Source organism: Mycobacterium szulgai (assembly GCF_002116635.1).
GTDB classification, from domain to species: domain Bacteria; phylum Actinomycetota; class Actinomycetes; order Mycobacteriales; family Mycobacteriaceae; genus Mycobacterium; species Mycobacterium szulgai.
In genome coordinates this window covers 17563-41309 of the sequence record NZ_LQPW01000082.1, presented here as the reverse complement: position 1 = coordinate 41309, position 23747 = coordinate 17563, and the positions used below count along the sequence as shown (strand labels likewise).

Here is a 23747-nt window from a genome sequence, read left to right as displayed (position 1 = left end):
TTGACGATGCCCGATCGGGGATAGTTTTGCGTCGCGGTAGGGTACGCGGCAACGCAATATGGGATCAAAACGGGCCAGGTCAGCTGTCACACCAGGAGTCAGGCATGTCAGGTCGGAAGTTCACGTTCGAGGTCAACAAGACCAGCACCGCGCCGGCCGCGACGGTGTTCCGGCTCGCAACCGACGGTGCACGCTGGTCGGAATGGGCGAAACCGATTGTTGCACAGTCGAGTTGGGTGCAAAAGGGCGATCCGGCGCCCGGCGGCGTCGGGGCGATCCGCAAGCTCGGGATGTGGCCAGTGTTCGTCCAGGAACAGACAATCGAGTACGAGCAGGACCGCCGTCACGTTTACAAGCTGGTCGCGCCGTCAACCCCCGCCAAGGACTACACGGGTGAGGTGGTCCTGACGCCGAATGCTTCCGGTGGTACCGATATCCGCTGGAGCGGCTCGTTCATCGAAGGAGTTGCCGGCACCGGCCCGGTGATGCGGGCAGCACTGGGCGGTGCGGTCAAGCTGTTTGCCGGGCGTCTGGTGAAGGCGGCGGAGCGTGAGGCCGGTACCGCGGGCTAGCGTTCGTTCGAGCTATTTCGAGCCGACCTCGTCCTGATACTTCTTGGTCATGTGCTCGATGGCCTGCAGATGAGTCTGGGCCAGGTCGTCGCGGGCTTCGCTGGCCCGCGCTGCGGCGTCCAGCGTCGGTTGGGCCTGACCCTGAAAGTGCGGAATGACTTCCGCGGCGAACAACTCGGCCGATCGTCTGGTCGCCGCCGGATTGGCCCACTCGTGTCCCATCTGCAGCATGCAGCCGAATCCGCCCGACTGATCCCAGAGCCGCTGCACCTGAGCTCGCGCCCGCTCCGGGGATCCGATAACCCCGGCGCCGTTGGCGTTGATGATGTCGATCATCTCGTCGAGCCGCTCTCCTGGCATGGTCATCTGCGGAAAAGCCGCCACCTTCTGGAAGTAGCGAAACCAGGGCTCGATGCCGAACTTCACATCTTCGCGCGCCTGCTCGTCGGTTTCGGCGATATGGAATGGCCCCACCAGACTCCAGTTCTTGCGGTCGACCCGGGTGCCGAAGGTCGCCGCCCGCTCTTCGACGATGTCCCAATGGTAGGCAAGCGCGTTGAAGCCTTCGATGGTCAGCGTCGCCCCGATGGACAACAGGCCGATGCCGTGCCGGCCGGCCAGCCGCGCCCCGGTCGGCGACGCGACCGCGGCTACCGCCAGCGGGATTCCGCCGTCGGAGTACGGCGCCAACTGCAGCTGGGCATCGACGAGCTGGTGCGTGGCCGTCTTGGCGGTCACGGTCTCGCCGGCGAGCAGGCGCGCGAGGATGTCGAGATTGGTCTCCAGCAGTTCGCGGGTGTCGGTGGGGTTGAGCCCGATCATCGCCGAATCGGTAGGCAGTGACCCCGGTCCCACTCCCCCGATGATGCGCCCATGGGTGAGGTGGTCGAGCAACATCAAGCGGTCGGCGACCCACAGCGGGTTGTGGTAGGAGAGCGAGATGACTCCGGTGCCGAACCGGATTCGTTTGGCCCGCTCGGCGGCTGCGGCGATAAAAATCTCCGGCGAGCTGATGATCTCGCTGCCCGCTGAGTGGTGTTCACCCAGCCACACTTCATCGAAGCCGAGGGCGTCGAGATGCTCGACGAACTCCAGGTCGCGCTGCAAGGCCAGCGTCGGGTTGGTGCCGGCGTGATGGAATGGGGCGATGAAATATCCGAATCTGAGCTTGGCCATTGACGGCTCCCTTGCGATCGGCTTGACCGAACCTTAGCCCGCGGGAGACCAAAAGCCGATGGGACCAGCAAGTGGCCCCATCGACTGAACTGCTCAACAGCGATGCTCGATCACGGGTAGCCGCCGCAGACGTTGCCGACGCATCCGCCGCCACCGCCCGGTCCGCCACCACCGCCGCCGACGCCGGGGATCGTGCCGCCGCCACCGCCGGGTCCGCCGCCGCCCGTGGGACCACCCGGCACGCTGCCGCCCCCGCCGTTAGGACCGCCGCTGCCGCTGGGACCACCCGGAACGGTGCCGCCGCCACCGCCCGGACCGCCAGTGCCGGAGGGACCTCCAGGTGCGGTTTCCGACGGGCCCGGTGTTCCGGCCGGCGCGCTTGTCGTGGTCGGCGTGGTGGTTGTCGGGGAGGTTGTGCTGCTGGGCGCTTTGTTACCGCCGCCGCCGCAGGCGACCGCCATGACAAGCATGGCGCCGCCGCCGAAAACCGCAAACGCCGTCTTGGCTTCAGATCTCATCGAGTCCCCACTCTCCATCCTCATCTGAGCCACTGTTGTCTCAGGTATCGGTTCTCATACCCCTTTTTCGGATGCGAAAACGGGTTGGCCAAGTTCACATCGGTCGGGCAGAGATCGGGTCTTCGCCCAACCAGATGAGGGGTTGTGGTGGGATCCAGCGGCTTGGCCGCAGGCCAGTCCACCATGCGGCTGCACGCGGCGCGGTTTCGGATTGACACGATCCCAACAACAACAGTCGCCGGGCAGACTGGCCAACCGGGAACCGCCCGCCGTCATCGGTACCACCAACCTCACAATGGCAGCCGTCAGTGAAATGTCTTTGGTGGCAGAATGTTTCAGTTCAAGCCGTACGATTGTCAATGGCCGACTGCGGTCGGGGGTCACGCCCGATCATTCGATGACGCATCGGTGGTGCTGCCGCGGTTCAGCCGCGCTGAACCTACTGCCATTTGTCGGTCTACTTGTCAATTGCTTGAGTGCCATGTCAATTTTCTTGACGCGGCCTGCATTTGTGCTGAAAGGGAATTCTTATTTGCGAGATCCATTTAGCAAAGACAGTAACTACTGGTACGGCAGGTCCGCCAAACCCGTTGGGAGGGGCGAACTCCGCCCTGATAGCGGTGATACTGGCCTTGACATTGCGCCCGGAGCGGCGACTCCGCGAGGCGCGTGTAAAGAGAATTAGCAATTGCCTTTGAAAGTTATTACAGTTAGATAACGGTTTCGCCTTTTCGCGATAATAGACGTGATTGTTTTCGGGTCTGCACGTAGCTTGTCCGCTACGACTTCAAAGGAGACAACCGATTCCGGGTCGGGGCCAGTGGCCGGTTGTCGTGGGTTCTGATTCTGGCTTGATGCCGCTTGGGAGAGGTTGGAGCGATGAACTTTTCAGTGTTGCCGCCGGAGGTCAACTCCGCTCTGATACTCGCAGGTGCCGGGTCGGAACCGATGCTGGAAGCCGCGGCCGCCTGGGGCGGGTTGGCAGATGAATTGGGTTCGGCTGCGGCGTCTTTCGGTTCGGTGACCTCGGGTCTGGTGAATGGGTCGTGGCAGGGTGCGTCGTCGGTGGCGATGGCGGCGGCGGCTGCTCCGTATGTGAATTGGCTCAGCAGTGCGGCGGCGCAGGCCGGGCAGGCGGCCGGCCATGCGGGAGCGATGGCGGCCGAGTTCGAGGCGGTGCGTGCGGCGATGGTGAGTCCGGCTTTGGTATCGGCCAATCGCTCTAGCCTGGTGTCGCTGGTGTTCTCGAATCTGTTCGGGCAGAACGCGCCGGCGATCGCGGCGCTCGAGGGTCTGTATGAAGAGATGTGGGCACTGGATGTGTCGGCAATGTCGGCCTATCACGCCGGGGCCTCGGCGGTCGCCGCGGCGCTGACGCCGTTCACCCAACCATTGCCGAGCCTGGCCGGCGCGGGCCCGGCGGCCACAGGGGCAGCGGCAACCTCACCCGCGGCAGCAATCTCGTCGACAAAATCCACGGTCATCAACTTCGGCCTGGCAAATCTGGGCAGCCTGAATTTTGGTAATGGAAACTCGGGCAGCGGCAATATCGGTAGCGGCAATATCGGTAGCGGCAATATCGGCAGCGGAAACTTCGGCGGTGGAAACTTCGGCAGCGGAAATATCGGTACCGGAAACTTCGGCTTCGGAAACGCGGCCTCCTCATCGACTACGGGGTACAACTTCGGCGCGGGGAACACCGGTAGCAACAATATCGGCTTTGGGAACGCAGGTATCGGGAACTTCGGCTTCGGCAACACCGGCAACGGCAACATCGGTATCGGCCTTAGCGGAAACGGCCAGGTAGGTATCGGTGCGCTGAACTCAGGCGCCGGCAACATCGGTCTGTTCAACTCAGGCACCGGCAACGTCGGATTTTTCAATTCCGGCACCGGGAACTTCGGCATCGGCAACTCCGGTAACTACAACACCGGCCTCTTCAATTCAGGAAGTGTCAACACCGGTCTATTCAACGCTGGCATCGCCAATAGCGGCTTCACGAACGCGGGAAATTACAACACCGGTAGCTTCAATATAGGTAGCTTGAACACCGGTGACTTCAACCCCGGCAACTCCAACACCGGATATTTGAACATCGGCAGCGTCAACACCGGCTTCCTCAACGCGGGCAACGTCAATACTGGCGCCCTCAACGCGGGCAACTACAGTAACGGCGTCTTGTGGAGCGGAGGCTTCCAAGGGCTAGGGCCCAGCCTTGGACTGACGATCCCGCCGATCCCGCTGGGTATCAACGCAGACGGATCCGTTGGCGGTATCACTCTGTTCCCGAATGGGTTCACGCTTCCCCCCATCCCCCTCAACCTCGGCGGTACGGTTGGCCCGTTCGTTGTTTCCGATCCGGCCGTGCAGCCGATTACGCTGCCTCCGATCCCGTTGAATCTCGGCGGTACGGTTGGCCCGTTCGTTGTTTCCGATCCGGCCGTGCAGCCGATTACGCTGCCTCCGATCCCGTTGAATCTCGGCGGTACGGTTGGCCCGTTCGTTGTTTCCGATCCGGCCGTGCAGCCGATTACGCTGCCTCCGATCCCGCTGAAGATCGGCGGCACCGTCGGCCCCTTTGTCATATCGGACCCGGCGGTCCAGCCGATCACCCTGCCGCCATTGCATCTGTCGGTCGGGCCCATCAAAGTCCCGTCCATTGGTATCAACCCGATCCCACTGGCGATCAACGTGGGCGGCAGTATTGGAAACGGTGGAACGGCAATCACAATCCCATCGTTTCCGTTCGGGAGTGTTCTATTAGGTCCCGGCGGTGCCGGACCGATCTACATGAATGTCGACCTCCCAATCGGCATCAGCGTTCAGGGTGGTCTCCCCGGCGGCCCGACATATGCAGCCATCGGCCCGATTTCGACCATCCCGTTCGAAATCGGGATATTCGACGTCACCGTATTCGGCCCGAACGGCTACACCCTCCCGCCGATACAGATACCGGCGATCCCGCTCGGCATCGAGGGGACTCTGTTCGGCCCCAGCGGTTATACGGTTCCGAAGATTTATGTTCCGCCGATCCCGTTGGGCGTTGAGGGGACTCTGTTCGGCCCCAGCGGTTATACGGTTCCGAAGATTTATGTTCCGCCGATCCCGTTGGGCGTTGAGGGGACTCTGTTCGGCCCCAACGGTTATACGGTTCCGAAGATTTACGTTCCGCCGATCCCGTTGGGCATCGAGGGCACCTTGTTCGGCCCGAATGGGTACACCATCCCGCCGATCACGATTCCGCCAATCCCGCTGAACCTCAACGCGGTCGGCAGTGCCGGCCCGCTCAGCGTTCCGCTCTTCAACTATCCGTCGAGCTCAGGATTCGCCAACACGACCAGCAGCCCGTCTTCGGGCTTCTTCAATTACGGGCCGGGCGGTACATCCGGCTTCTCGAACTGGGGCGCGAACAGCTCGGGCTTCGGCAATTCAGCCGTCAGCCTTGGCAATTCGGGCTTCAACAATGCCGGCGGGCTGGTGTCTGGCGTGATGAACGTCGGGAACACAATCTCGGGTCTGCTCAACGCGAACCCCTTGGGCAGCGCGAGCGCGGCATTTGTGTCCGGCGCTGCCAATACCGGTATCAAGCTCTCGGGCTTCCTGTTCCAGGGCACCGGGCCCTAATCAGCCTTAGAACTGCCCGTCGGCGCTTGCCTGGACCGACCGGGCGGGCCCGCTATCTTTCGAGCCCTGGTGCGCACGCCGCGGCTGGGACCAATGCCACGACGCGCACCGTACCCGCCTGAAAACTGCATGTTTTTCGTGAGAATTCGGCGTGCGTACGCCTGAATTCAACAGTTCGTACCGCCCGCTTTTCGTCTGATTCGCGGGTGAATATTTTGTTAGCGACACTAACGCGATGAGTACGTTCGTTCACCGAAATGCACTGGCAACAGCGGAAGTAGGCATCGGCCCGGGCCCGCACGTGCTTGACATCAGTGGCGGAACTGTCGCTCTGAACCACCTTTGTAAAGCAAATTGGCAATTATTGCCAAAAGTTATCACGATCAGATAACGGTTAGGTCTCGTTTCTATAAATTGAACAAATGCCCTTCGTGGTCCGCGTAGCTTCTCCGCTACGACATCAGCTTGACGGCCGACGCAGCGGTCGGGCGGTAGCGGGTTGTCCTGAGTGCTATTTGGCTTGATGCCGCTGGAGAGAGGTTGGAGCGATGAACTTTTCAGTGTTGCCGCCGGAGGTCAACTCCGCTCTGATACTCGCAGGTGCCGGGTCGGAACCGATGCTGGAAGCCGCGGCCGCCTGGGGCGGGTTGGCAGATGAATTGGGTTCGGCTGCGGCGTCTTTCGGTTCGGTGACCTCGGGTCTGGTGAATGGGTCGTGGCAGGGTGCGTCGTCGGTGGCGATGGCGGCGGCGGCTGCTCCGTATGTGAATTGGCTCAGCAGTGCGGCGGCGCAGGCCGGGCAGGCGGCCTCGCATGCGGGTGCCATGGCCGCTGAGTTCGAGGCGGTGCGTGCGGCGATGGTGAGTCCGGCTTTGGTATCGGCCAATCGCTCTAGCCTGGTGTCGCTGGTGCTGTCGAATCTGTTCGGGCAGAACGCGCCGGCGATCGCGGCGCTCGAGGGTCTGTATGAAGAGATGTGGGCACTGGATGTGTCGGCAATGTCGGCCTATCACGCCGGGGCGTCAGCGGTGGTGTCCGCGCTCTCTCCCTTCGCGCAACCGCTATCCGGTTTGGGCGGCGTGCCGGCCGCGGCCGGGGAGCCGGCCGTGCCGGGCCGTACCACGACTCTGAACCTGGGATTGGGCAATGCCGGTGGCGGCAATGTCGGCAATGCCAACAACGGCTGGGGCAACATCGGCAGTGCGAACCTGGGCAGCACCAACTTCGGATCCGGTAATTTCGGCACCTTAAACTTCGGCTGGGCAAACCTGGGTAGCAACAATCTGGGCTTTGGTAACGCGGGCATCAGCAACTTCGGCTTCTCGAATCTGGGTAACTTCAACATCGGGTTGGCCAATACCGGCAGCGGCAATGTCGGATTCGCGAACACCGGCAACAACAACATCGGCTTCGCGCTAACCGGCAACAACCAGATCGGTATCGGCGGACTGAACTCGGGCGCCGGCAATATCGGTTTGTTCAATTCGGGCAACGGCAACATCGGCTTCTTCAACTCGGGCAACGGCAGCTTCGGCATCGGAAACTCCGGCCACTTCAGCACCGGTTTGTTCAACTCGGGACAAGGCAACACCGGCTTTCTCAATGCGGGTTCGTTCAACACCGGATTCTTGGATGTCGGAAACGCAAACACCGGCAACTTCAACACCGGCAGCTTCAACTTCGGCGGCTTCAACTCGGGCTCTTCGAACACCGGCGGCTTCAACACGGGCAGCTCTAATACCGGCGTGTTCAACCCGGGCAACATCAACACCGGTGCGCTGAACTTCGGGAACATGAACAATGGACTGCTCAACACGGGCGACATGAACAATGGCGTCTATTACCGGGGCGTGGGACAAGGCAGCTTGCACTTTGCCATCCAGACCCCGGACTTAACACTTCCGCCACTTCAGATACCGGGAGTGTCGGTTCCCGCCTTCGAGCTGCCCGCCCTGACCTTGCCATCGCTGTCGATCCCGGCGTCGACAACCCCGGCGAATATCACGGTGGGTGCGTTCAGCTTGCCGGGGTTGACGTTGCCGTCGTTGTCGATTCCGGCTGCGACGACGCCGGCGAATATCACGGTGGGTGCGTTCAGCTTGCCGGGGTTGACGTTGCCGTCGTTGTCGATTCCGGCTGCGACGACGCCGGCGAATATCACGGTGGGTGCGTTCAGCTTGCCCCAGCTGACCCTTCCGTCAGTGACGGTACCGCCGATCAATATTCCTTCAGGCGGCACCGTGGGCGCATTCAGTTTGCCGCCGCTGACTATTCCGGCGGTGACTGTTCCGCCGATCAATATTCCTTCAGGCGGCACGGTGGGCGCATTCAGTCTGCCCCAGCTGACCATTCCCGGAGTGACTGTCCCGCCGATCAATATTCCTTCAGGCGGCACCGTGGGTGCGTTCAACCTGCCGAAGCTGACTATTCCGGGGGTGACTGTTCCGCCCATCAATATTCCGTCGGGTGGCACGGTAGGCGCGTTTAACCTGCCCCCGCTGACCCTCCCGGCAATCAGTGTTCCGCCCATCACATTAGCCCGCGGCACCCATATCGGTGGCTTTAGCCTGCCGGCATTGGATACCCCGGCAATTACGATCAGCGGCCTCAGCACAAATGCGTTTACTACTCCCAGGATAGCGGGAACACTAAGTACCGGCCATGTTTACCTGCCCTCGGCGTTTATTAAGAATGTCGTGTTGTATATTCCGAACAACCTATCTTTTGCCAATACAGGTGTTAGCGGCGTGGTACCACAAATCGGCGGGGGCGTTAATGGTCCTGGCACCACGAGGGGCGCTGGCGGCCCCCAGGCGTATATCAGTATCGGCGGCGGTGACCTCTCCGGGTTCGCAATCCCCTACGCGATCGAATCAATCAATGTCCCCGCTATCAACCTTCCGACCATCAATCTCCCCGCAATCCACATCAACCCCATCGGCGTGGCCGGCTTCGACCTTCCCGACGTCACCACTGCCACGATCACCACTCCCCAGATTTCCGTTCCGGCCATCGTGACCAGTGGATTCACGCTTCCCTCGATCAGCACTCCGCAGTTCGATACTCCGCAGGTGAGCATTCCGCCGATCGTGACCGACGGCTTTACGCTTCCGTCGATCAGCACTCCGCAGTTCACGACTCCGCAGTTGACCATTCCAGCGATCGGAGCACAGGGCTTTACGCTGCCGTCGCTCAGCACTCCGCAGTTCTCGACTCCCCAGATAGCTGTTCCGGCGATCGCGACTGATGGGTTTACGCTGCCGTCGCTCAGCACTCCGCAGTTCGCGACTCCGCAGTTGACCATTCCGGCGATCGGGGTCGATGGGTTTACGTTGCCGCAGCTCAGTATCCCGGCGATGACGACACCGCCGTATGCCGTTCCGCCGATCGCGGTTGACGGGTTTACGTTGCCGCAGTTGGGCATTCCGGCGATGACGACGCCGCCGTATGCCGTTCCGCCGATCGCGGTTGACGGTTTTACGTTGCCGCAGTTGGGTATTCCGGCGATGACGACGCCGCCGTTTGCTATTCCGCCGATCGCGGTTGACGGGTTTACGTTGCCGCAGTTGGGTGTTCCGGCGATGACGACGCCGCCGTTCACCATCCCGCCCATCGGCTTGGCGGCCTTCACCACGCCCCCGCTCACCATCCCGAGCATTCATATGCCGGCCACCGTCTTGGGCGGGTTCGACGTCCCGCCGGCGCCCGGCTACTTCAACGCGAGTACCGGTCCGTCATCGGGCTTCTTTAACTCCGGCCCCGGCGGCAACTCCGGGTACGGCAACAACGGCACCGGTCTTTCGGGTTGGTTCAACACCAACCCCACCGGGGTGCTGGGCGGCTCGGGCTACCAGAACTACGGTGGTTTGGTGTCGGGCTTCAACAACCTGGGCAGCGCGGTCTCGGGCTTCGCAAACACCGGCACCCTGCCCGCCGCGGTCAACAGCTTCGTCTCGGGCGTCGCCGGCGTCGGCCACCACCTGTCGGGCCTGTTCTTCCAGACCGCGTAACGGCATTGGTGCAGGCCGCGTGAAAGAAGTTGCAGCGACGGACGCTGAGCCAAAACTGAAATCGGATAGGCTTGCTGGCCTAGCAGCCCTGATGTCCACCAGCAGCGCCATGTTGTGGGCGTAGACGGGAGACGTATCCATGAGATCCATCCACTTCATCTCGGGCCTGCCGCGCTCGGGCTCGACGCTGCTGGCCGCGTTGTTGCGGCAAAACCCACGATTCGAGGCGGGAATGTCGGGTCCGCTGGAGGGTCTGTTCGCCGGCCTGCTCGGGCAGATGAGCGCAAGCAACGAGTTTTCGACGTTCCTCGACGACGCCAAGCGCGAGCGAATCCTGCGCGGGTTGTTCGACAACTACTACGCCGATTGCAGTGCCGAGGTGATCTTCGATACCAGCCGTGTGTGGTGCGCTCGCATGTCGACGATCGCCAGGCTGTTTCCCGACGCGAAAGTCATTGCCTGCGTGCGTGATCTGCCCTGGGTGGTAGATAGCATCGAGCGCCTGATCCAGCGCAACGTCTTCAATCCCTCCGGGCTATTCAGCTACAGCCCCGGCGGGACGGTCTATACCCGTGCCCATGAGATTGTGTCGTCGGCTGGAATGGTCGGCGGTCCATTCGAGGCGCTGAAGCAGGCGTGCTTCGGCGAACAAGTCGGCCGCTTGCTGCTCGTTCAGTACGAGACACTGACCACTGACCCGGCCAAGACGATGCACGCCATCTATTCGTTTATCGGCGAGCCGGTTTTCGAGCACGACTTCGGCCACGTCGATTACGACGTCACCGAGTTCGACCAACGAGCCGGCACACCTGGGCTGCACACGGTGCGCGGCGCGGTCCGGGCCGAGCCACGCAAGACGCTGCTGCCGCCCGATCTGTTCCAGGCCTTTATCGGACACTCCTTTTGGCGCGACCCGGCGACAGTCCCGGAGGGTGTGCAGGTCATCTGAGCCGGCTCGCGCCAGCGCTCGTCATCCCTCCTTGAGGATCAACTTTCGCAGCGCCACCCGGTCGGGTGTGAGCAGCTCGGCGATGCGCGGGTGGTTCACCTCGGCGACGATGATCTCGCCGACTTCCTGATAGACCTCACTGAAGATCCCATGGGACTTCATCTTCTCGGTCTGGTATTGGTTGTCCTCGGTAGGCGTGACGTAGTACACCGCGTCGGCCTTGAATCGATGCACGAGCCATAAGTGGATCAAGGTCATCAGCCGCTTCTGCCGTAGCTTCTCGGCGAAGGTGTTCTGATCGCGCACCTGCAGGATGCTGCGACCATGCCGGTCTTTGATGGGGTCGACGACGACGTTGGCCAGCTGCTCATCGCCGCTGCCGTAGATCCCGAGTTCGAGAACGTCCGACCCGGCGCGGCGCGGCCGCAGTGTCACGCGCAGCTTCTCACCCAACTTGTAGTGGTCGCTCCACAGCGCCAGCCACTCCTCCAGCAGCTTCTTGGGCACCTCGGTCTGCACCAGGTGCTGGTGTTGGGTGGAGCCCTTGCCCATCGCCTTGGTGGTGGCCGTGCGCCCTGACGAGGCGGCCAGTGCCGCGTCGCTGCGCGGCCCGCCGACCAAGGTCTGTGGCGTGCGGTACGGCGACTCGACCAGACGCATCTTGCGCTGCAATCGAGCCAGCGCCAGCATGCCGTCCTGCTGCAGTGAGGTGGCGAACTCCTCGGCGGCAACACCGTCGATCTGGTGCCCGCCATAGGTGATGAAGTTGAAGACGAAGCCCATCTTGCCGAGCTCTATGGGGAACTGTTTCATCTCGTCATCGGTCATGCCGGTGGTGTCCCAGTTGAACGATGGCGAGAGGTTGTAGGCCAGCATCTGTTCGGGGAACACGGCGTGGATGGCCTCGGCGAACTCCCGGGCATCGGCCAGATCCGCGGTCTTGGTCTCCATCCAGAGGATGTCGGCAAAGGGTGCGGCCGCCAGCGACTTGGCGATCGCATACGGGATGCCGCCGCGGATCTGGTAATACCCCTCAGGTGTTTTCGCCAGCTCGCAGTCCCAACTGGCGTCGGCGCCCAATTCCTTTGCCTTTTGCCGCGCTTCGTACAGCGACGCGCGCGCGGAGAAGGCCCGCCATTCCTCGGTGCTCATGCCGGCCGGCTCGCCTTCACTCTCGCCGAATGCAAGCACCTCAGCCACGGCATCGCCGTAGGTCATGACCCCGGCGTCATCTTCCCAGGCGGCCACAAACCGGGACTCGACTTGGTCATAGACGTCGTCGATCGACTTCTGGCCGTTCTCCCGCCACGTGTTGACGGCCTCGGACACCAGGCCCATGATCCCTTGGCGCTCAAGCCATGCGTTGGCCGCGTCGTATTCGCCGTCGCTGAGCGCATAGAGCAGATGGCCGTTGAGGTCCGTGACGCCCAGGTCGTAGAAGCGGCGCACCAGCGCCAGGAAGCAGGACTTGTAAGACGGCACTTTCAAGTTGGTGGCGCCAAGCAGGAACGGCTGGTCGCGCTCGTCGGCGCGGCTGTCGATCAGGTTGGCGGCCTCGGCATCGGTGCGGGCGACGATGATGCCGGGCACTCGCATGACGTCAAGCTGGAAGCGGGCGGCATTGAGCCGCTTGATCTGTTCGTCCGACGGCACCAGAACCTTGCCGCCCTGGTGTCCGCACTTCTTGGTCCCCGGTCGCTGGTCCTCGATGTGGTAACCCGGCACGCCGACTTCGACGAAGCGGCGAATCAGGTTGCGCACGTGCGGATCACCACCATGGCCGGTGTCGGCGTCGGCGATGATGAACGGACGGAAGTCGTAGTTGGGAGCCGTAGCTCGCGCCCGTTCGCTCATGTTCAGGCGCTGGTATTCCTGATTGCGGTCAGCGGTGAGCAGGGCGCGCACCAACACCGCTGCGTCGTCGGGCACCTGGCTCAGCGGGTAGCTGGCGAGGTCGGGGCCGGGGTCTTCGGTGGTGGAACCCTTGGCCGAGGTTGCCCAGCCGCCCAGATAGATCGCCTCGATGCCCATCCGCTTCATGCTCACGGCCTGTCCCGGCGAGTACGGCCCGAACGTGGTGATGCTCTTGTGTTCGGCGAACAGTTCGCGCAGACGCACGTAGAACGCCGCCGCGGCCTCGCGCGCCACGGTGTAGTCGGTCGGAATGGTGCCGCGCTGTTCGGCGACCTGTCGGGCGCTATAAAGCCGAGTTATCGACGAAAAGCGCGAGCTGTCGAAGTACTGCTGGGTCGCGGCGACGTCTTTCTCGAAGTCCTGCTCGAACGATGATTGGACCGCAGTGTCCGTCTCGGCAATGGCCATGGCCTTACGCTCCTCTTCAGCCCCGATTTCCCCTGACGCAGAGAGTGTATTCCTCGAGCGAGTGATCTAAATCACCGGCCGACAACGCGCCCCACCAGTGGCGGCGAGGTGGCGAGAAATTGCTCTCCGCACGGACTCGACTGCGAGTACCGTCGAGTCCGTGCAGACCGAATTGCGCTTTGACCGGTGGTATCTCCTGCTATCGGTGCCGCTTGGGCTCGGCCCCAAAACCAGCGAGCTGCGAGTCGACGGGCAGAACCTTCACGTGAAGATGGGCTGGGCGTTTACCGCCGACATCCCGTTGAGATCAATCAAGAATGCCGAGCCGACGAACAGCCGCGCATACACCGCCGGAGTGCATTTCTTCGGCTCGCGCTGGCTGGTGAATGGATCGCTAAAAGGCCTGGTGGCGCTGACGATCGACCCGCCGGCGCAGGCCAAGGTGTGGATGCGCAAGTCGGTGAAGGTGAGTCAGCTGGTGCTCAGCGTGACTGATCCCGATGCGCTCGTCGCCGCCTGCTCGGCGAAGGCGAGCTAGCGCCGGTCAGCGGCGTCAGCCGGCGGCGCGCTCGGTCAGCCAATCTCGTTGGCGGCGGATGAACTCCGCGTCGACAACCCTGCCGTGACCCGGAACATAGCGGGCAGCCGCGCCGCCCAGTTCCAGCAATCGGTCGAGGGTGCCCGGCCAGGCGGCCACATCGGAATCCGCATCGATGTAGGGATCGGCGGACTCCTCGACCAGATCGCCGGTGAACACCACGACCGGACTGCTCTCGCCGTCGGCGCAAGGTGCCACTACCACCAGATCCCCGGTGGTATGCCCGGGGCCCAGATGCGTGATCGTCACCGTGCGATCGCCGAGATCGACGACCGACGCACACGTTCCATTGGGGGGTGGCCGCAGGGCGGCGATAGCGCGATCCACCTCGGCCGCATTCGCCCCGTAGTGCAGGGCGTGATCGCGCAGCTGTCCGGTAGCCGACGAGAGGTAATCGACAACTTCAGGCGCACAGTGGATTTCGGCCCCGGCGAACATCGACGAACCCAGCACATGGTCGAAGTGCTTGTGCGTCAATACGACATGGGTCACCGGGGACGCGCAGAGCTCGCGGACGTCAGCGTCGATCGCCGCCGCCTCGGTGAGCGTGGTTCCGGTATCGACGAGCAGCGCTCCGGTTTGGCCCTGCACCAGCCCAATGGTGACATCACAGAACGCCAGCCGACACCGATGGATGCTCGCGGTCAGCTGTTCCCAGATGAAGTGCATCAATGAAAGGTAGCGCGCATGTCAGTACGATTCGGTCAATGACGTCGAGATCATCGCGTTGGGCCGGTGTTGTCGCCGTCGGCTTCGTTGCGGTCCTCGCCGTCGCGGCCACGACATGGGCACTGCTGCATTACCGCTTGATCGGCCAGCCCGAGGTCGCGCCGCCGCACTTCACCTCACCGGCCATACCCAAGGGCACCCAGGTCATTACGGTCGTGCCCGTCGATGCCAACGGGCAGGCGATCAACGGGTTTAGGCAGTTGCCGCCCTCACACGACCCGAGCCAGGATCCTGGACGGGTCAGCGATGTCTTCGGCTGCACCGCGTCGCCGGCGGCGGTGGCCGACGACATCTACTACTGCGCGCCTAACGCCGCCGGCGCTGACGTGTGTTGGCCGGGCGGGCCGTCGACGCCGGGAACTCTGTGGTGCCTCACCGATCCCTGGGACAAGGGGCTACGCCAAGTGGCGTCCGCCGATCCGCTTCCGCATGTGCTGCCACCGCCGACACCGGCACCGTTCGCTTTGCTTCTCGATGACGGCACGCAATGCCGGCTGCGCAACGGCGGCGCCTGGGGCGGACGCGACGACGGCTTGGTTGCCGCGTACGGCTGTCCGAATGAAACGCCGGCCGTCCTCATGCCGGTCAGACCGGACGGCGGTGCAGCGGCGATCGATCGCTCCCAGGCTCTGTGGACGGTCAAAGTGGGATCGCTGGGCGCCGGGAACCCGCACCTGCCGCCCCCGCAAACACGCACAGTTGTCACGGCTTGGTTCGCCGGTAACTGACGTCCTGGTTCAGCGGAATTCCTTGTTTAGCAAGGAATTTGGACTCGCCGGCAGCAGCTCGCGCGCCAGCGTTGCGTCGGAAAAAGTTGACATGTCGGGATTTTCCGACATACAGTGCCCGGCGTGGCGACGTGCGACGGAATCTGCGACCGCGTGTTCGCGGCGCTGGCGAACCCCGTGCGGCGCCAGCTACTCGAAATCCTCAGCCGGCAGCCCCTATCCGCCGGGGAGCTCAGCGAGCGGTTCGCGCTCAGCCGTCCCGCCGTCGCCGAGCACCTCAAGGTGCTACGCGAAGCCGGGCTGGTCGCCGACCAGCCGCAGGGCCGTCGACGTATCTACCGGCTGACCGCAGAGCCGCTGGCCGAGCTCGGTCGTTGGCTGCACCCGTTCGAGAAGTTCTGGCGCGCGCGGCTGGCCGCACTCGCCGAGGCGACCGAGGAGCTGCCATGAGCGAGACACGAATGGCCAACGCAGTCAATTGCACTCAGTGACCGGAGGAACAAATGCGCGCAGTCGTTATCACCAAGCACGGCGACCCATCCGTCCTGCAGGTGCAGCAGCGGCCCGACCCGCCACCACCGGGCGCCGGCCAGTTGCGAATCGCAGTTCGCGCCGCCGGGGTGAACTTTGCTGACCATCTTGCCCGGGTTGGCCTGTATCCCGACGCGCCCAAGCTGCCGGCGGTCGTCGGCTACGAGGTCGCTGGGACCGTTGAGGCCGTCGGCGACGGAGTCGATCCGGCACGTGTGGGCGAACGCGTTCTGGCCGGCACCAGGTTCGGCGGCTACGCCGAAATCGTCAATGTGGCCGCCAACGATTCGGTGGTGCTTCCCGAGGCGCTGAGCTTTGAACAGGGAGCCGCGGTCCCGGTCAACTACGCGACAGCGTGGGCGGGGCTGCATGGTTACGGTTCGCTGCGCGCGGGCGAGCGAGTGCTGATTCACGCGGCCGCCGGTGGCGTGGGAATCGCGGCCATCCAGTTCGCCAAGGCCGCCGGTGCCCAGGTGCACGGCACTGCATCGCCCGGCAAGCACCAGAAGCTGGCTGAGTTGGGCGTGGATCGCGCGATCGACTACCGCCGCGACGGCTGGTGGAAGGGGCTGGAACCCTACGACATCGTGCTCGACGCGCTGGGCGGTACGTCGCTACGGCGGTCCTACAATCTGCTGCGCCCGGGCGGAAGGCTGGTCGGATACGGGATTTCGAACATGCAGCAGGGTGAGAAGCGTTCGCTGCGGCATGCGGCACCGCACGCGCTGGCGATGCTGCGCGGGTTCAACCTGATCGACCAGCTTTCGGAGTCCAAGACTGTCATCGGTCTGAACATGCTGCGGTTGTGGGACGACCGCGGCACCCTCGAGCCCTGGATTACACCGCTGGCCGAGGCGCTCAATGCGGGGACGTTGTCGCCGATCGTTCATGCGGCCGTGCCCTTCGCCGAGGCGCCGGAAGCGCACCGAATTCTGGCGGCGCGCGAGAACATCGGCAAGGTCGTGCTGGTGCCGTAGGCCGATCGGCCGGCTCCTGGTTTAACGCGTGCGGCTGCGGCTATGCCTTGGGGATGGCTGTCACCGAGTCCAGAGAGGTCGTCATCGAGGCGACGCCCGACGAGATCATGGATGTGCTGTTCGACCTCGAATCGCTGCCCGAGTGGTCTTCAGCTCACCGCAAGATCGAAATCCTCGAACGTGACGACCAGGGCCACCCGCGCAAATCTCGGCAGGTGGTCAAGATCGTGGGGGTCAGCGATGAGCAGGTGCTGGATTACTCGGTGCACGACGACGGAGTGAGTTGGACACTGGTCAGCGCCAAACAGCAACGGGCGCAGGACGCCCGGTACACCCTCACTCCCGAGGGCGACGCCACCCGCGTGCACTTCGAGCTCACCGTCGAGCTGGGTGCGCCGGTCCCGGGCTTCCTGATCAAGAAGGGCGCCAAGGGTCTGATGCAGACGGCCACCGACGGCCTGCGCAAGCGGGTGTTACACGTCAAGAAGGCAACCGGCTAGCGGGCCGTGTCGTCGAGTGCCTGATAGGCGGCGTTATAGCCGGGTGTGAACGTGATGCCAGGGCCGCCGTGGCAGCCGGCGCCGCCGAGGTACAGGCCGTCGATCGGAATCGGGAAGTCGAGGAAACCTTTGGGGCCTGGGCGGTTGGGCCCCATCAGATCCGGGTGCAGCAGGCCGTGGCAGAAGTCGCCGGCGGGCGCGGCGAACATGGTCTGCATGTGGTAGGGCGCAAACGTGATGTGCCGGATCACCAGGTCCTTGAAGTTGGGGGCGAAGCGGCTGATTTTATCGATAACACGTTGTGCCATTTCGTTTTTGAGGTGCCCATGCTGGTCGCGGCTGACCTCGACGGGGAAGGCGTAGGCATAGGCGCTCGCGGCATGTTTACCGGGTGGGGCCAGGCTTGGGTCGTGCACGGAGGGGATTTGCAGCCCCAGCGACGGGTTGTCCGGAATCAACCCCCGACGACAGGTTTCCCATTGCAGCTGCTGCTCTTCCGGCGAACCGAAAATGCCGACTGACTGCCGCATGCCGGCTTCGTTGAGGAACTCATAAGGTGGGGCGAATTCGGGCAGTCCGTCCAGAGCGAAGTGCATCTGCACGAACGAAGCGCGGTGATCTCGTCCGGATACTCTCGAGACCAGTTGTGCTGGAACATTTTCCGGCGCGATGAGCTCTTTGAGCGTGACGTCAGGTGCCAGGTTGGACACCACAATGGGCGCGGTGATGGTCGAGCCGCCCCGCAGCCGGACACCGCTGACCGCGCCGTGTTCGACGAGAATCTGCTCGACCCTGCTACGGAATCGGATCTCGCCGCCGTGTGAGACGAAGAGCTCGCGCAGGTGCTCGGTAAGTGCGCCGATGCCGCCTTTGAGCTTGGTCATCATCGCCGTGCTGTCGTCGGGTACCGCCAGCGCGAAGGCCAGACAGGTAGCGCTGCCGGGTGTGTAAGGTCCGCGGTAGGTCGAGTTGACGGCCAAGAACGCGAGCATGCCGCGCATCACCGCGTGTTTGTTCTTATCGGGTAGATGGCGGTCGATCACGTCCATGGCCGAACCGAACAGCATTTCGTGGATCGCCCGGCGTTCGGCGTCGTCGGCGGCGCAAGAATACATTTCGTCGAGGGTTTTCGGCGGTTTGCGAACCTCGAAGCGGCCCAACGCCTTTGCGGGACCCTGGCTCCAGTTGATCAGCTCGGCCATACCGATGACGGCCTCGAGACCATGCTTTTGGTTCAGGTGCGTCATCAGTTGGATCGGGTCGCGGTAGAAGATCATCGGTTCTTCGCCGTGTTCGCCGATGTTGGTCGACATCACCTCGGGCTCCACCGTGGGCAGCGTGTCCAGGCCCAGGTCCTTGGTGATCTCGGCGGCGGTGGGGAACTGCACCGAACCCGCGATCTCGTATCGGAAACCGTCGATCAATTCCACCGTTGCCGCCATGCCCCCGGCATAGGTGTTGGCCTCCAAGCACAGCGTGTGCATACCCGCTCGCTGTAAGACGGCCGCGGCGGTCAGGCCGTTGTGTCCGGCGCCCACCACGATGGCGTCATAGTCGGGCTTGTTGCTCGTCACGCGACAAGGTTATGTCAGTACTGACATGAGTGGAAGATGTCAGTACTGACTAATTCCGTTGGGCTACCATCAGCGTGACATGAGCGCGCCGACCAACCGTCACCAACTACGCCGCCAATCGACCCACGAGGCGCTTCGTCGGGCTGCCCTGAAGAGCTTTGCCCGCAAGGGATTTGCCAACGTCACCGTGACCGAGCTGGCCCGCGAGGCCGGCGTCACCGAACGCACCTTCTTCCGCCACTTCCCCACCAAAGAGGCGGTGCTGTTCCAGGACTACGAGACGCAACTGGCATGGCTGGCCGAGGCCCTTGCCCAGCGTCCGGCATCGGAGTCGCTTTTCGATGCCATCTTGGCCGGTGTCGCGGCCTTTCCGCACGACCTCGAAGTGGTGCGTCAGGCCGCGACGGCCAGAGCCGAGCTGATCGGTGCGGACCGGATCGCCGGCCATCTGCGGGTGGTGCAGTCATCGTTTGCTCAGGTGCTGACCGAGTTCATCCGCGACCGTAATGCCCGTGTGCCCAACCTCGAGTTGTGCGCTGCGGTAGCAGGCTCAGCGCTGGCGGCGGCTCTTGTTGTGGCAGTTGAGAATTGGGGCCGTCAGGGCTGCTCGGGTGATCTCGGTGAGATGGTGGCCGCCAGCCTGGACTTGGTGCGGTCAGGTTTGTCGCCGCTGGTTTGACCCGGCAGCGTCAGAGGCTCGTCAGCTGGTCGATAATCGATTGCGCAGCATTCACCAGGACGAACACCTCGATGCCCGCTCCGAACGCCAGCAGTCCGGTGTTGGCCGCGATTGGATTGGCGATCGCACTGATGAGGCCGAGCGGATCACCGCTTGCCACTTGCGAGAGTGCTTCCACGAACAGGTTGAGGTCGTAGACGGGCAGCGAGATGACGAGCGTCGTCGCGATGTCTGCCGTTGGCAGCAGGGTCGAGTACGCGGTCGAGGCCACCTTCGCCAGGGTGTCGACCAGACCGACCGGAGGCGGCGGGGGCGGGAATGTGATTGACGACAGATCGGGCACCGGCGGGAAGGTGGTTGCGCTGATGTCGTTGACGAAAGCGGTTATGCCCTGCTGGGTTCCGGCCGCCAGACCGCCCAGCACAGCGCCGGCGTCGAGTGGCGGGAAGATGCCGAACGGGGTTGGTACGTTGGCCGCCGACGTCGAATACCCGAAAGCCGGGTCGCCGAAGCCGATGTTCACCAGCACCCGTAAATCAGGTTCGATCAAGTCGGCGAGCGGATTTCCCACGAACGGAACCGCGCGCAGCGGTTGAACCAGTGGCAGATGCGGATTGGGAATCATGTAATAGGTGGTCAGAGTGGGTCCCTCGGTGTGCAGCGGGATGGCGGTGGCGATCTGTTCGGGGGTCAGATCGGCATAGGTGCCGTGCACGTAATAGATACCCGCCATCGCGTTGAGGTCGGCTAGCAGATTGATCGGATAGCGCGGGAAATCGGCGAAGCCGTCGTATTCGATGGTGTAGATCTTGGTCGGGAAGGAGTTGGCCGGCGTGGCGCCGTAGAAAGTCTGGCCCAGACTCGGGAAGGTCAGGCCGGCGAAGCGTTCGAGGATGCCGCCGTTGGGGTTCATCGGGTCGCCGAGCAGCACGAATGAAATCGGTAGCGAACTGGGCGTGCCGCTGGGGTCGAGTCCCTGCATGACCAGCGAGGAGATGACGGAGCTCTGCGAGAAGCCCAACACGGCAACGTGGTTCCCCGCGTCGAGTTGCTCACGAATCGCGTCGGTCAGAATCGTGACACCGCGCGCTACTGACACATCTGGCGTCAGGTCCTTGATGCCGGTCAGCGGATAGAAACCCTCGGGGGTGAACAGGGCGCGAGCGTTGGCGACTGTGAAAGCAGGGAAGTTGGGGGTGACATATTTCGACACGACGGCGTCTACATAAGTGCGCGGCGGGGTGGGATTGCCACTGCCGCCCATGGCCAAAGTGACGTCTTTGGCGTCGGCTGCCCGCGCGGCCATTGCACTCAGTGCAGTTGACACCTTGGCCGCGTTGGCCGCTTCGGTGGTCGCATAGGCGCTGCCGGCGGCGGCCAGCGCACCTGTGAACGCATCGTGAAACGCGGTGGCCTGCGCGACGACCGCCTGATACTCCCCCGCGTACGAACGGAACAGCGCCGCGGCGGCCGCGGAGACCTCGTCGGCGGCCGCGGCCGCCACGCCGGTGATCGTGTCCGCCGCGGCAGCGTTGGCTGCGCCGATCGCCGCTTGAATTCCCGCGACATCCTGGGCCGCCGCAGCCATCAGCTGCGGCATTGCGGTCACGTATGTCATCGGCGCATCCTTCCGACGACTACGGGTGTTCGCTAGGAAGCCGACGGACGGGCGAAGCCTGCCATCGCACAGCCGGCGTACCCAGCCTAGGAGCAATCGGCCAACGCGTCTGGTGTTTGGGCGAACACGCTCTGCTTGCCGCTGATCAATTCGGCGTGTGGGTGGCGAGTTGCACCAGTCCACGCCGCAATTCATCGTCGCGTTGTCCGGCGGCGAGTTCGATCAGCGCGATTTCGGCGATCGCCGCAACGAGTAGCACGGCAATCGCTTCCGGCGCTGCCCATCCGAGCGCCATTAGGTCGGGCAGCAGTAGCGTGGCCGAACTTTGGTTGCGAGCGGCGACCAAATCGCTGAGCCCGGCCTCGGTGCGCGATTGCACCAGCAGAGCTTTGGTGGACGGCTCGGCCAGGCACCCGTCGAGGTACGCGTTCATCCCCGCGGCCAGCCGATCCCGTCCAGGCGGTAGGTCGGCCACTGCCGCGGCCATCGATTGACCGAGCTGGTCGTGAAATCGGCCGTGCAGGGCACGAAGGTACTCGGCCCGGCTGGGCCAATGCTGGTAAAAGCTGCCTTTGGCCATGCCGGCTTCGGCAACTATCGCGTTGACCGAGATGCGGGCCAAGTCGGCGCCGCCCAACAGGCGCCGCCCCGCGTCGAGCAACGCATTGCGCCCGGGCTCAGGCGATCTCATCGCTGCCTTGGCGTCATCGCGTCAATCCCTACTTGCCCCTACTTGTCATGGCTTCCGTCCGGTTGTACCGTACGGGATGACCGACCAGTCGGTCAAATTTGGGAGGAGCCGCCATGGCCACTGTCCGAACCAGATCAGGGGTCGTCGCGTATCGCGAATCAGGCAGTGGGCCAACGGTTTTACTGCTGCATGCGACGCTGCACGATCGGCACGACTTCGATCCGGTCATCGAGACGCTGTCTCGCCGCTACCGCACCATCGCAGTGGATTGGCCGGGCCACGGCGAATCAGATCCGGTCGATGCCGCTTTGGAGCCCGGCGCGCCACTGTTTGCCGACGTGCTCGAAGATGTGGTCGACGGGCTGGGCCTATCGCGGGCTGTGCTGGTTGGAAATTCCGTGGGTGGGTTCGCCGCTGCGCGGCTGGCGATCAACCGGCCCGAGTTCGTCCCCGGTCTGGTGCTGGTCAATTCGGGCGGGTTTGTCCGGTGGAACGTCATGTCTCGCAGCTTTTGTCGGGTGATGGGGTCACCGGCTGTATTCCGGGCCTGCGCTCCCCTATTCGTGCGCGGTTACATGAAGGCCAGGAACGACAGCGACCGTGAGATCACCAGGCGTGCCATCGCCACGGCGAAAACGGCCCAAGGCGCGCGGACCGGTGCAGCGCTGTGGCGTAGCTTCGCGGCTCCTGAACACGACTTGCGTGCTCGTGCCGCCGAGCTGTCGGTGCCCACCCTCATCGTTTGGGGCAAGAAGGACATCGCGATACCGCTGAGTGCGGGCCGCGCGACCCATGACGCACTGCGCGGCTCCCGGCTGGAAATCCTGGACACCGGCCATGTGGTGTTCTCGTCGGATCCCGGCGGATTTCTCGCCGTAGCCGAGCCCTTCCTGGAAGCGGTCAGTCAGCGGCGTTGACCGCCATGGCCGGCCCGGCGCGCAGATACGCTATAACAGCAGGCATTTCACAATCGGATCGGGGAGCATGAGAATGACGCTGAAAACCCGTCTCACCGAGTTCTTCGGGATCCAGCACCCGATCCTGCTCGCACCGATGGCGCAGGTTTCCGGGGGCCGGCTGGCCGCGGCCGTCACGGCCGCAGGCGGCCTCGGCCTCATTGGAGGAGGCTATGGCGAGGCCGAGTGGCTGCATACCCAGATCGGCGAAACCCACGGCGCGAGAGTGGGATACGGATTCATCACGTGGAGCCTCGCGCGTAGCCCCGAGTTGCTCGACACCGTGGTAGCCCAGCATCCGGCGGCGATCATGCTGTCCTTCGGTGAGCTGCGGACGTTCGCCGACCGCATTCGCCAAGCCGGCGTTCCGCTCATCGCTCAGGTGCAGACGGTGGATCAGGCGCGTCATGCTTTGCAATCCGGCGCCGAGATCATCGTCGCGCAGGGTGGTGAGGCGGGCGGGCACGGAATGAGCTCTCGCTCAACGTTCACGCTGGTTCCCGAAATCGTCGACCTTGTTGCCGCGGATGGCCCGGATACCCTCGTGGTGGCCGCCGGCGGCGTCGCCGACGGTCGCGGACTGGCCGCCGCGCTGGCGCTCGGGGCCGACGGCGCGTTGGTGGGCACCCGGTTGTGGGCCTCCACCGAGGCGTTGGTGTCGCCGCGAGCCTGGCGGCGGGCCATCGGGGCCGGCGGCGACGACACCATCCGTACCCGTGTGTATGACGTTGTGCGGCAGCGGGATTGGCCTCCCTCGTTCGATGTGCGCCTGGTTAGCAACTCGTTGATTCGGCAGTGGCATGGCAACGAGGCTGAGCTGCTGGCGCGCTTGCCCGAGACGCTGGACTTATTCGAGAAGGCAACGGCCGCAGAAGACTTCGATGTAGTTACTGTGCTGGTTGGTGAGGCGATTGGACTGATTCACGACGTTCGTTCTGCCGCCGACATTGTGGACGAGATGGTTCGCACCGCCAGTGAAATCCTGAACCGTTGAG

The 23747-nt window shown here is 63.6% G+C and carries 19 protein-coding genes; 12 read left to right on the top strand and 7 right to left on the bottom strand.

Annotation, left to right across the window (positions count from 1 at the left end; genetic code table 11):
* Positions 1–104 precede the first annotated feature (104 nt).
* A complete protein-coding gene (locus AWC27_RS13010; protein ID WP_085670859.1) occupies positions 105–572 on the top strand; it encodes an SRPBCC family protein in 468 nt (155 codons plus the stop codon).
* A 12-nt stretch (positions 573–584) separates the two neighbouring features.
* Here the strand turns inward: AWC27_RS13010 and AWC27_RS13005 are convergent, their stop codons facing one another.
* Together AWC27_RS13005 and AWC27_RS31060 are read right to left on the bottom strand one after the other, a co-directional pair.
* A complete protein-coding gene (locus tag AWC27_RS13005) occupies positions 585–1748 on the bottom strand; it encodes an LLM class flavin-dependent oxidoreductase (RefSeq protein WP_085670858.1) in 1164 nt (387 codons plus the stop codon).
* 110 nt (positions 1749–1858) lie between these two features.
* On the bottom strand, positions 1859–2266 hold the full coding sequence (locus AWC27_RS31060; protein WP_211281623.1) for a hypothetical protein: 408 nt from the start codon (positions 2264–2266) through the stop codon (positions 1859–1861).
* Between the two features lie 879 nt (positions 2267–3145).
* Between AWC27_RS31060 and AWC27_RS12995 the strand changes: the two genes are divergently transcribed.
* From AWC27_RS12995 to AWC27_RS12985, 3 genes are all read left to right on the top strand, one after another.
* Positions 3146–5890: a PPE family protein gene (locus tag AWC27_RS12995; RefSeq protein ID WP_085670857.1), complete on the top strand. Its 2745-nt coding sequence runs from the start codon at positions 3146–3148 to the stop codon at positions 5888–5890.
* 548 nt (positions 5891–6438) lie between these two features.
* Positions 6439–9900: a PPE family protein gene (locus AWC27_RS12990; RefSeq protein WP_085670856.1), complete on the top strand. Its 3462-nt coding sequence runs from the start codon at positions 6439–6441 to the stop codon at positions 9898–9900.
* A 139-nt stretch (positions 9901–10039) separates the two neighbouring features.
* Positions 10040–10849, top strand: a complete 810-nt coding sequence (locus tag AWC27_RS12985) for a sulfotransferase family protein (protein ID WP_085670855.1) — start codon at positions 10040–10042, stop codon at positions 10847–10849.
* 21 nt (positions 10850–10870) lie between these two features.
* Here the strand turns inward: AWC27_RS12985 and aceA are convergent, their stop codons facing one another.
* A complete protein-coding gene (gene aceA, locus AWC27_RS12980) occupies positions 10871–13171 on the bottom strand; it encodes an isocitrate lyase ICL2 (RefSeq protein WP_085670854.1) in 2301 nt (766 codons plus the stop codon).
* A 118-nt stretch (positions 13172–13289) separates the two neighbouring features.
* Between aceA and AWC27_RS12975 the strand changes: the two genes are divergently transcribed.
* On the top strand, positions 13290–13709 hold the full coding sequence (locus AWC27_RS12975) for a hypothetical protein (protein ID WP_372516889.1): 420 nt from the start codon (positions 13290–13292) through the stop codon (positions 13707–13709).
* Positions 13710–13724: 15 nt separating this feature from the next.
* Here the strand turns inward: AWC27_RS12975 and AWC27_RS12970 are convergent, their stop codons facing one another.
* Entirely contained in the window at positions 13725–14438 is a 714-nt protein-coding gene (locus AWC27_RS12970; RefSeq protein WP_085670852.1) for an MBL fold metallo-hydrolase, read from the bottom strand.
* Positions 14439–14476: 38 nt separating this feature from the next.
* On the opposite strand from AWC27_RS12970, the gene AWC27_RS12965 reads away from it, so the two are divergent.
* The 4 genes from AWC27_RS12965 to AWC27_RS12950 all read left to right on the top strand — a co-directional run bounded on the left by AWC27_RS12965 (position 14477) and on the right by AWC27_RS12950 (position 17234).
* Positions 14477–15226, top strand: a complete 750-nt coding sequence (locus AWC27_RS12965) for a hypothetical protein (RefSeq protein WP_085670851.1) — start codon at positions 14477–14479, stop codon at positions 15224–15226.
* Between the two features lie 123 nt (positions 15227–15349).
* Positions 15350–15676, top strand: a complete 327-nt coding sequence (locus AWC27_RS12960; protein ID WP_085670903.1) for an ArsR/SmtB family transcription factor — start codon at positions 15350–15352, stop codon at positions 15674–15676.
* Positions 15677–15729: 53 nt separating this feature from the next.
* A complete protein-coding gene (locus AWC27_RS12955) occupies positions 15730–16734 on the top strand; it encodes a synaptic vesicle VAT-1 family membrane protein (protein ID WP_085670850.1) in 1005 nt (334 codons plus the stop codon).
* Positions 16735–16787: 53 nt separating this feature from the next.
* Positions 16788–17234 (top strand): SRPBCC family protein, encoded by a 447-nt coding sequence (locus AWC27_RS12950; RefSeq protein ID WP_085670849.1) that lies wholly within the window; start codon positions 16788–16790, stop codon positions 17232–17234.
* Here the strand turns inward: AWC27_RS12950 and AWC27_RS12945 are convergent.
* Positions 17231–18808, bottom strand: coding sequence for a phytoene desaturase family protein (locus AWC27_RS12945; RefSeq protein WP_085670848.1), 1578 nt, complete (start codon positions 18806–18808; stop codon positions 17231–17233). The genes AWC27_RS12950 and AWC27_RS12945 overlap by 4 nt on opposite strands.
* A gap of 79 nt (positions 18809–18887) precedes the next feature.
* Between AWC27_RS12945 and AWC27_RS12940 the strand changes: the two genes are divergently transcribed.
* Entirely contained in the window at positions 18888–19487 is a 600-nt protein-coding gene (locus AWC27_RS12940) for a TetR/AcrR family transcriptional regulator (RefSeq protein WP_085670847.1), read from the top strand.
* 10 nt (positions 19488–19497) lie between these two features.
* Here the strand turns inward: AWC27_RS12940 and AWC27_RS12935 are convergent, their stop codons facing one another.
* Together AWC27_RS12935 and AWC27_RS12930 are read right to left on the bottom strand one after the other, a co-directional pair.
* Positions 19498–21105: a PE family protein gene (locus tag AWC27_RS12935; protein ID WP_085670846.1), complete on the bottom strand. Its 1608-nt coding sequence runs from the start codon at positions 21103–21105 to the stop codon at positions 19498–19500.
* Between the two features lie 145 nt (positions 21106–21250).
* The gene (locus AWC27_RS12930; protein WP_085670845.1) at positions 21251–21796 is read right to left on the bottom strand and encodes a TetR/AcrR family transcriptional regulator; all 546 of its coding nucleotides are present in this window, start codon (positions 21794–21796) and stop codon (positions 21251–21253) included.
* 113 nt (positions 21797–21909) lie between these two features.
* On the opposite strand from AWC27_RS12930, the gene AWC27_RS12925 reads away from it, so the two are divergent.
* Together AWC27_RS12925 and AWC27_RS12920 are read left to right on the top strand one after the other, a co-directional pair.
* A complete protein-coding gene (locus AWC27_RS12925; RefSeq protein ID WP_085670844.1) occupies positions 21910–22713 on the top strand; it encodes an alpha/beta fold hydrolase in 804 nt (267 codons plus the stop codon).
* A 73-nt stretch (positions 22714–22786) separates the two neighbouring features.
* A complete protein-coding gene (locus AWC27_RS12920) occupies positions 22787–23746 on the top strand; it encodes an NAD(P)H-dependent flavin oxidoreductase (RefSeq protein ID WP_085670843.1) in 960 nt (319 codons plus the stop codon).
* Position 23747: the final 1 nt, after the last annotated feature.

What these genes read in the sequence shown, in the direction of transcription:
- AWC27_RS13010 (WP_085670859.1), top strand. Translation starts at nt 105, where the DNA reads ATGTCAGGTCGGAAGTTCACGTTCGAGGTCAACAAGACCAGCACCGCG.
- AWC27_RS13005 (WP_085670858.1), bottom strand. Translation starts at nt 1,748, where the DNA reads ATGGCCAAGCTCAGATTCGGATATTTCATCGCCCCATTCCATCACGCC.
- AWC27_RS31060 (WP_211281623.1), bottom strand. Translation starts at nt 2,266, where the DNA reads ATGAGATCTGAAGCCAAGACGGCGTTTGCGGTTTTCGGCGGCGGCGCC.
- AWC27_RS12995 (WP_085670857.1), top strand. Translation starts at nt 3,146, where the DNA reads ATGAACTTTTCAGTGTTGCCGCCGGAGGTCAACTCCGCTCTGATACTC.
- AWC27_RS12990 (WP_085670856.1), top strand. Translation starts at nt 6,439, where the DNA reads ATGAACTTTTCAGTGTTGCCGCCGGAGGTCAACTCCGCTCTGATACTC.
- AWC27_RS12985 (WP_085670855.1), top strand. Translation starts at nt 10,040, where the DNA reads ATGAGATCCATCCACTTCATCTCGGGCCTGCCGCGCTCGGGCTCGACG.
- aceA (WP_085670854.1), bottom strand. Translation starts at nt 13,171, where the DNA reads ATGGCCATTGCCGAGACGGACACTGCGGTCCAATCATCGTTCGAGCAG.
- AWC27_RS12970 (WP_085670852.1), bottom strand. Translation starts at nt 14,438, where the DNA reads ATGCACTTCATCTGGGAACAGCTGACCGCGAGCATCCATCGGTGTCGG.
- AWC27_RS12965 (WP_085670851.1), top strand. Translation starts at nt 14,477, where the DNA reads ATGACGTCGAGATCATCGCGTTGGGCCGGTGTTGTCGCCGTCGGCTTC.
- AWC27_RS12955 (WP_085670850.1), top strand. Translation starts at nt 15,730, where the DNA reads ATGCGCGCAGTCGTTATCACCAAGCACGGCGACCCATCCGTCCTGCAG.
- AWC27_RS12950 (WP_085670849.1), top strand. Translation starts at nt 16,788, where the DNA reads ATGGCTGTCACCGAGTCCAGAGAGGTCGTCATCGAGGCGACGCCCGAC.
- AWC27_RS12940 (WP_085670847.1), top strand. Translation starts at nt 18,888, where the DNA reads ATGAGCGCGCCGACCAACCGTCACCAACTACGCCGCCAATCGACCCAC.
- AWC27_RS12935 (WP_085670846.1), bottom strand. Translation starts at nt 21,105, where the DNA reads ATGACATACGTGACCGCAATGCCGCAGCTGATGGCTGCGGCGGCCCAG.
- AWC27_RS12930 (WP_085670845.1), bottom strand. Translation starts at nt 21,796, where the DNA reads ATGAGATCGCCTGAGCCCGGGCGCAATGCGTTGCTCGACGCGGGGCGG.
- AWC27_RS12925 (WP_085670844.1), top strand. Translation starts at nt 21,910, where the DNA reads ATGGCCACTGTCCGAACCAGATCAGGGGTCGTCGCGTATCGCGAATCA.
- AWC27_RS12920 (WP_085670843.1), top strand. Translation starts at nt 22,787, where the DNA reads ATGACGCTGAAAACCCGTCTCACCGAGTTCTTCGGGATCCAGCACCCG.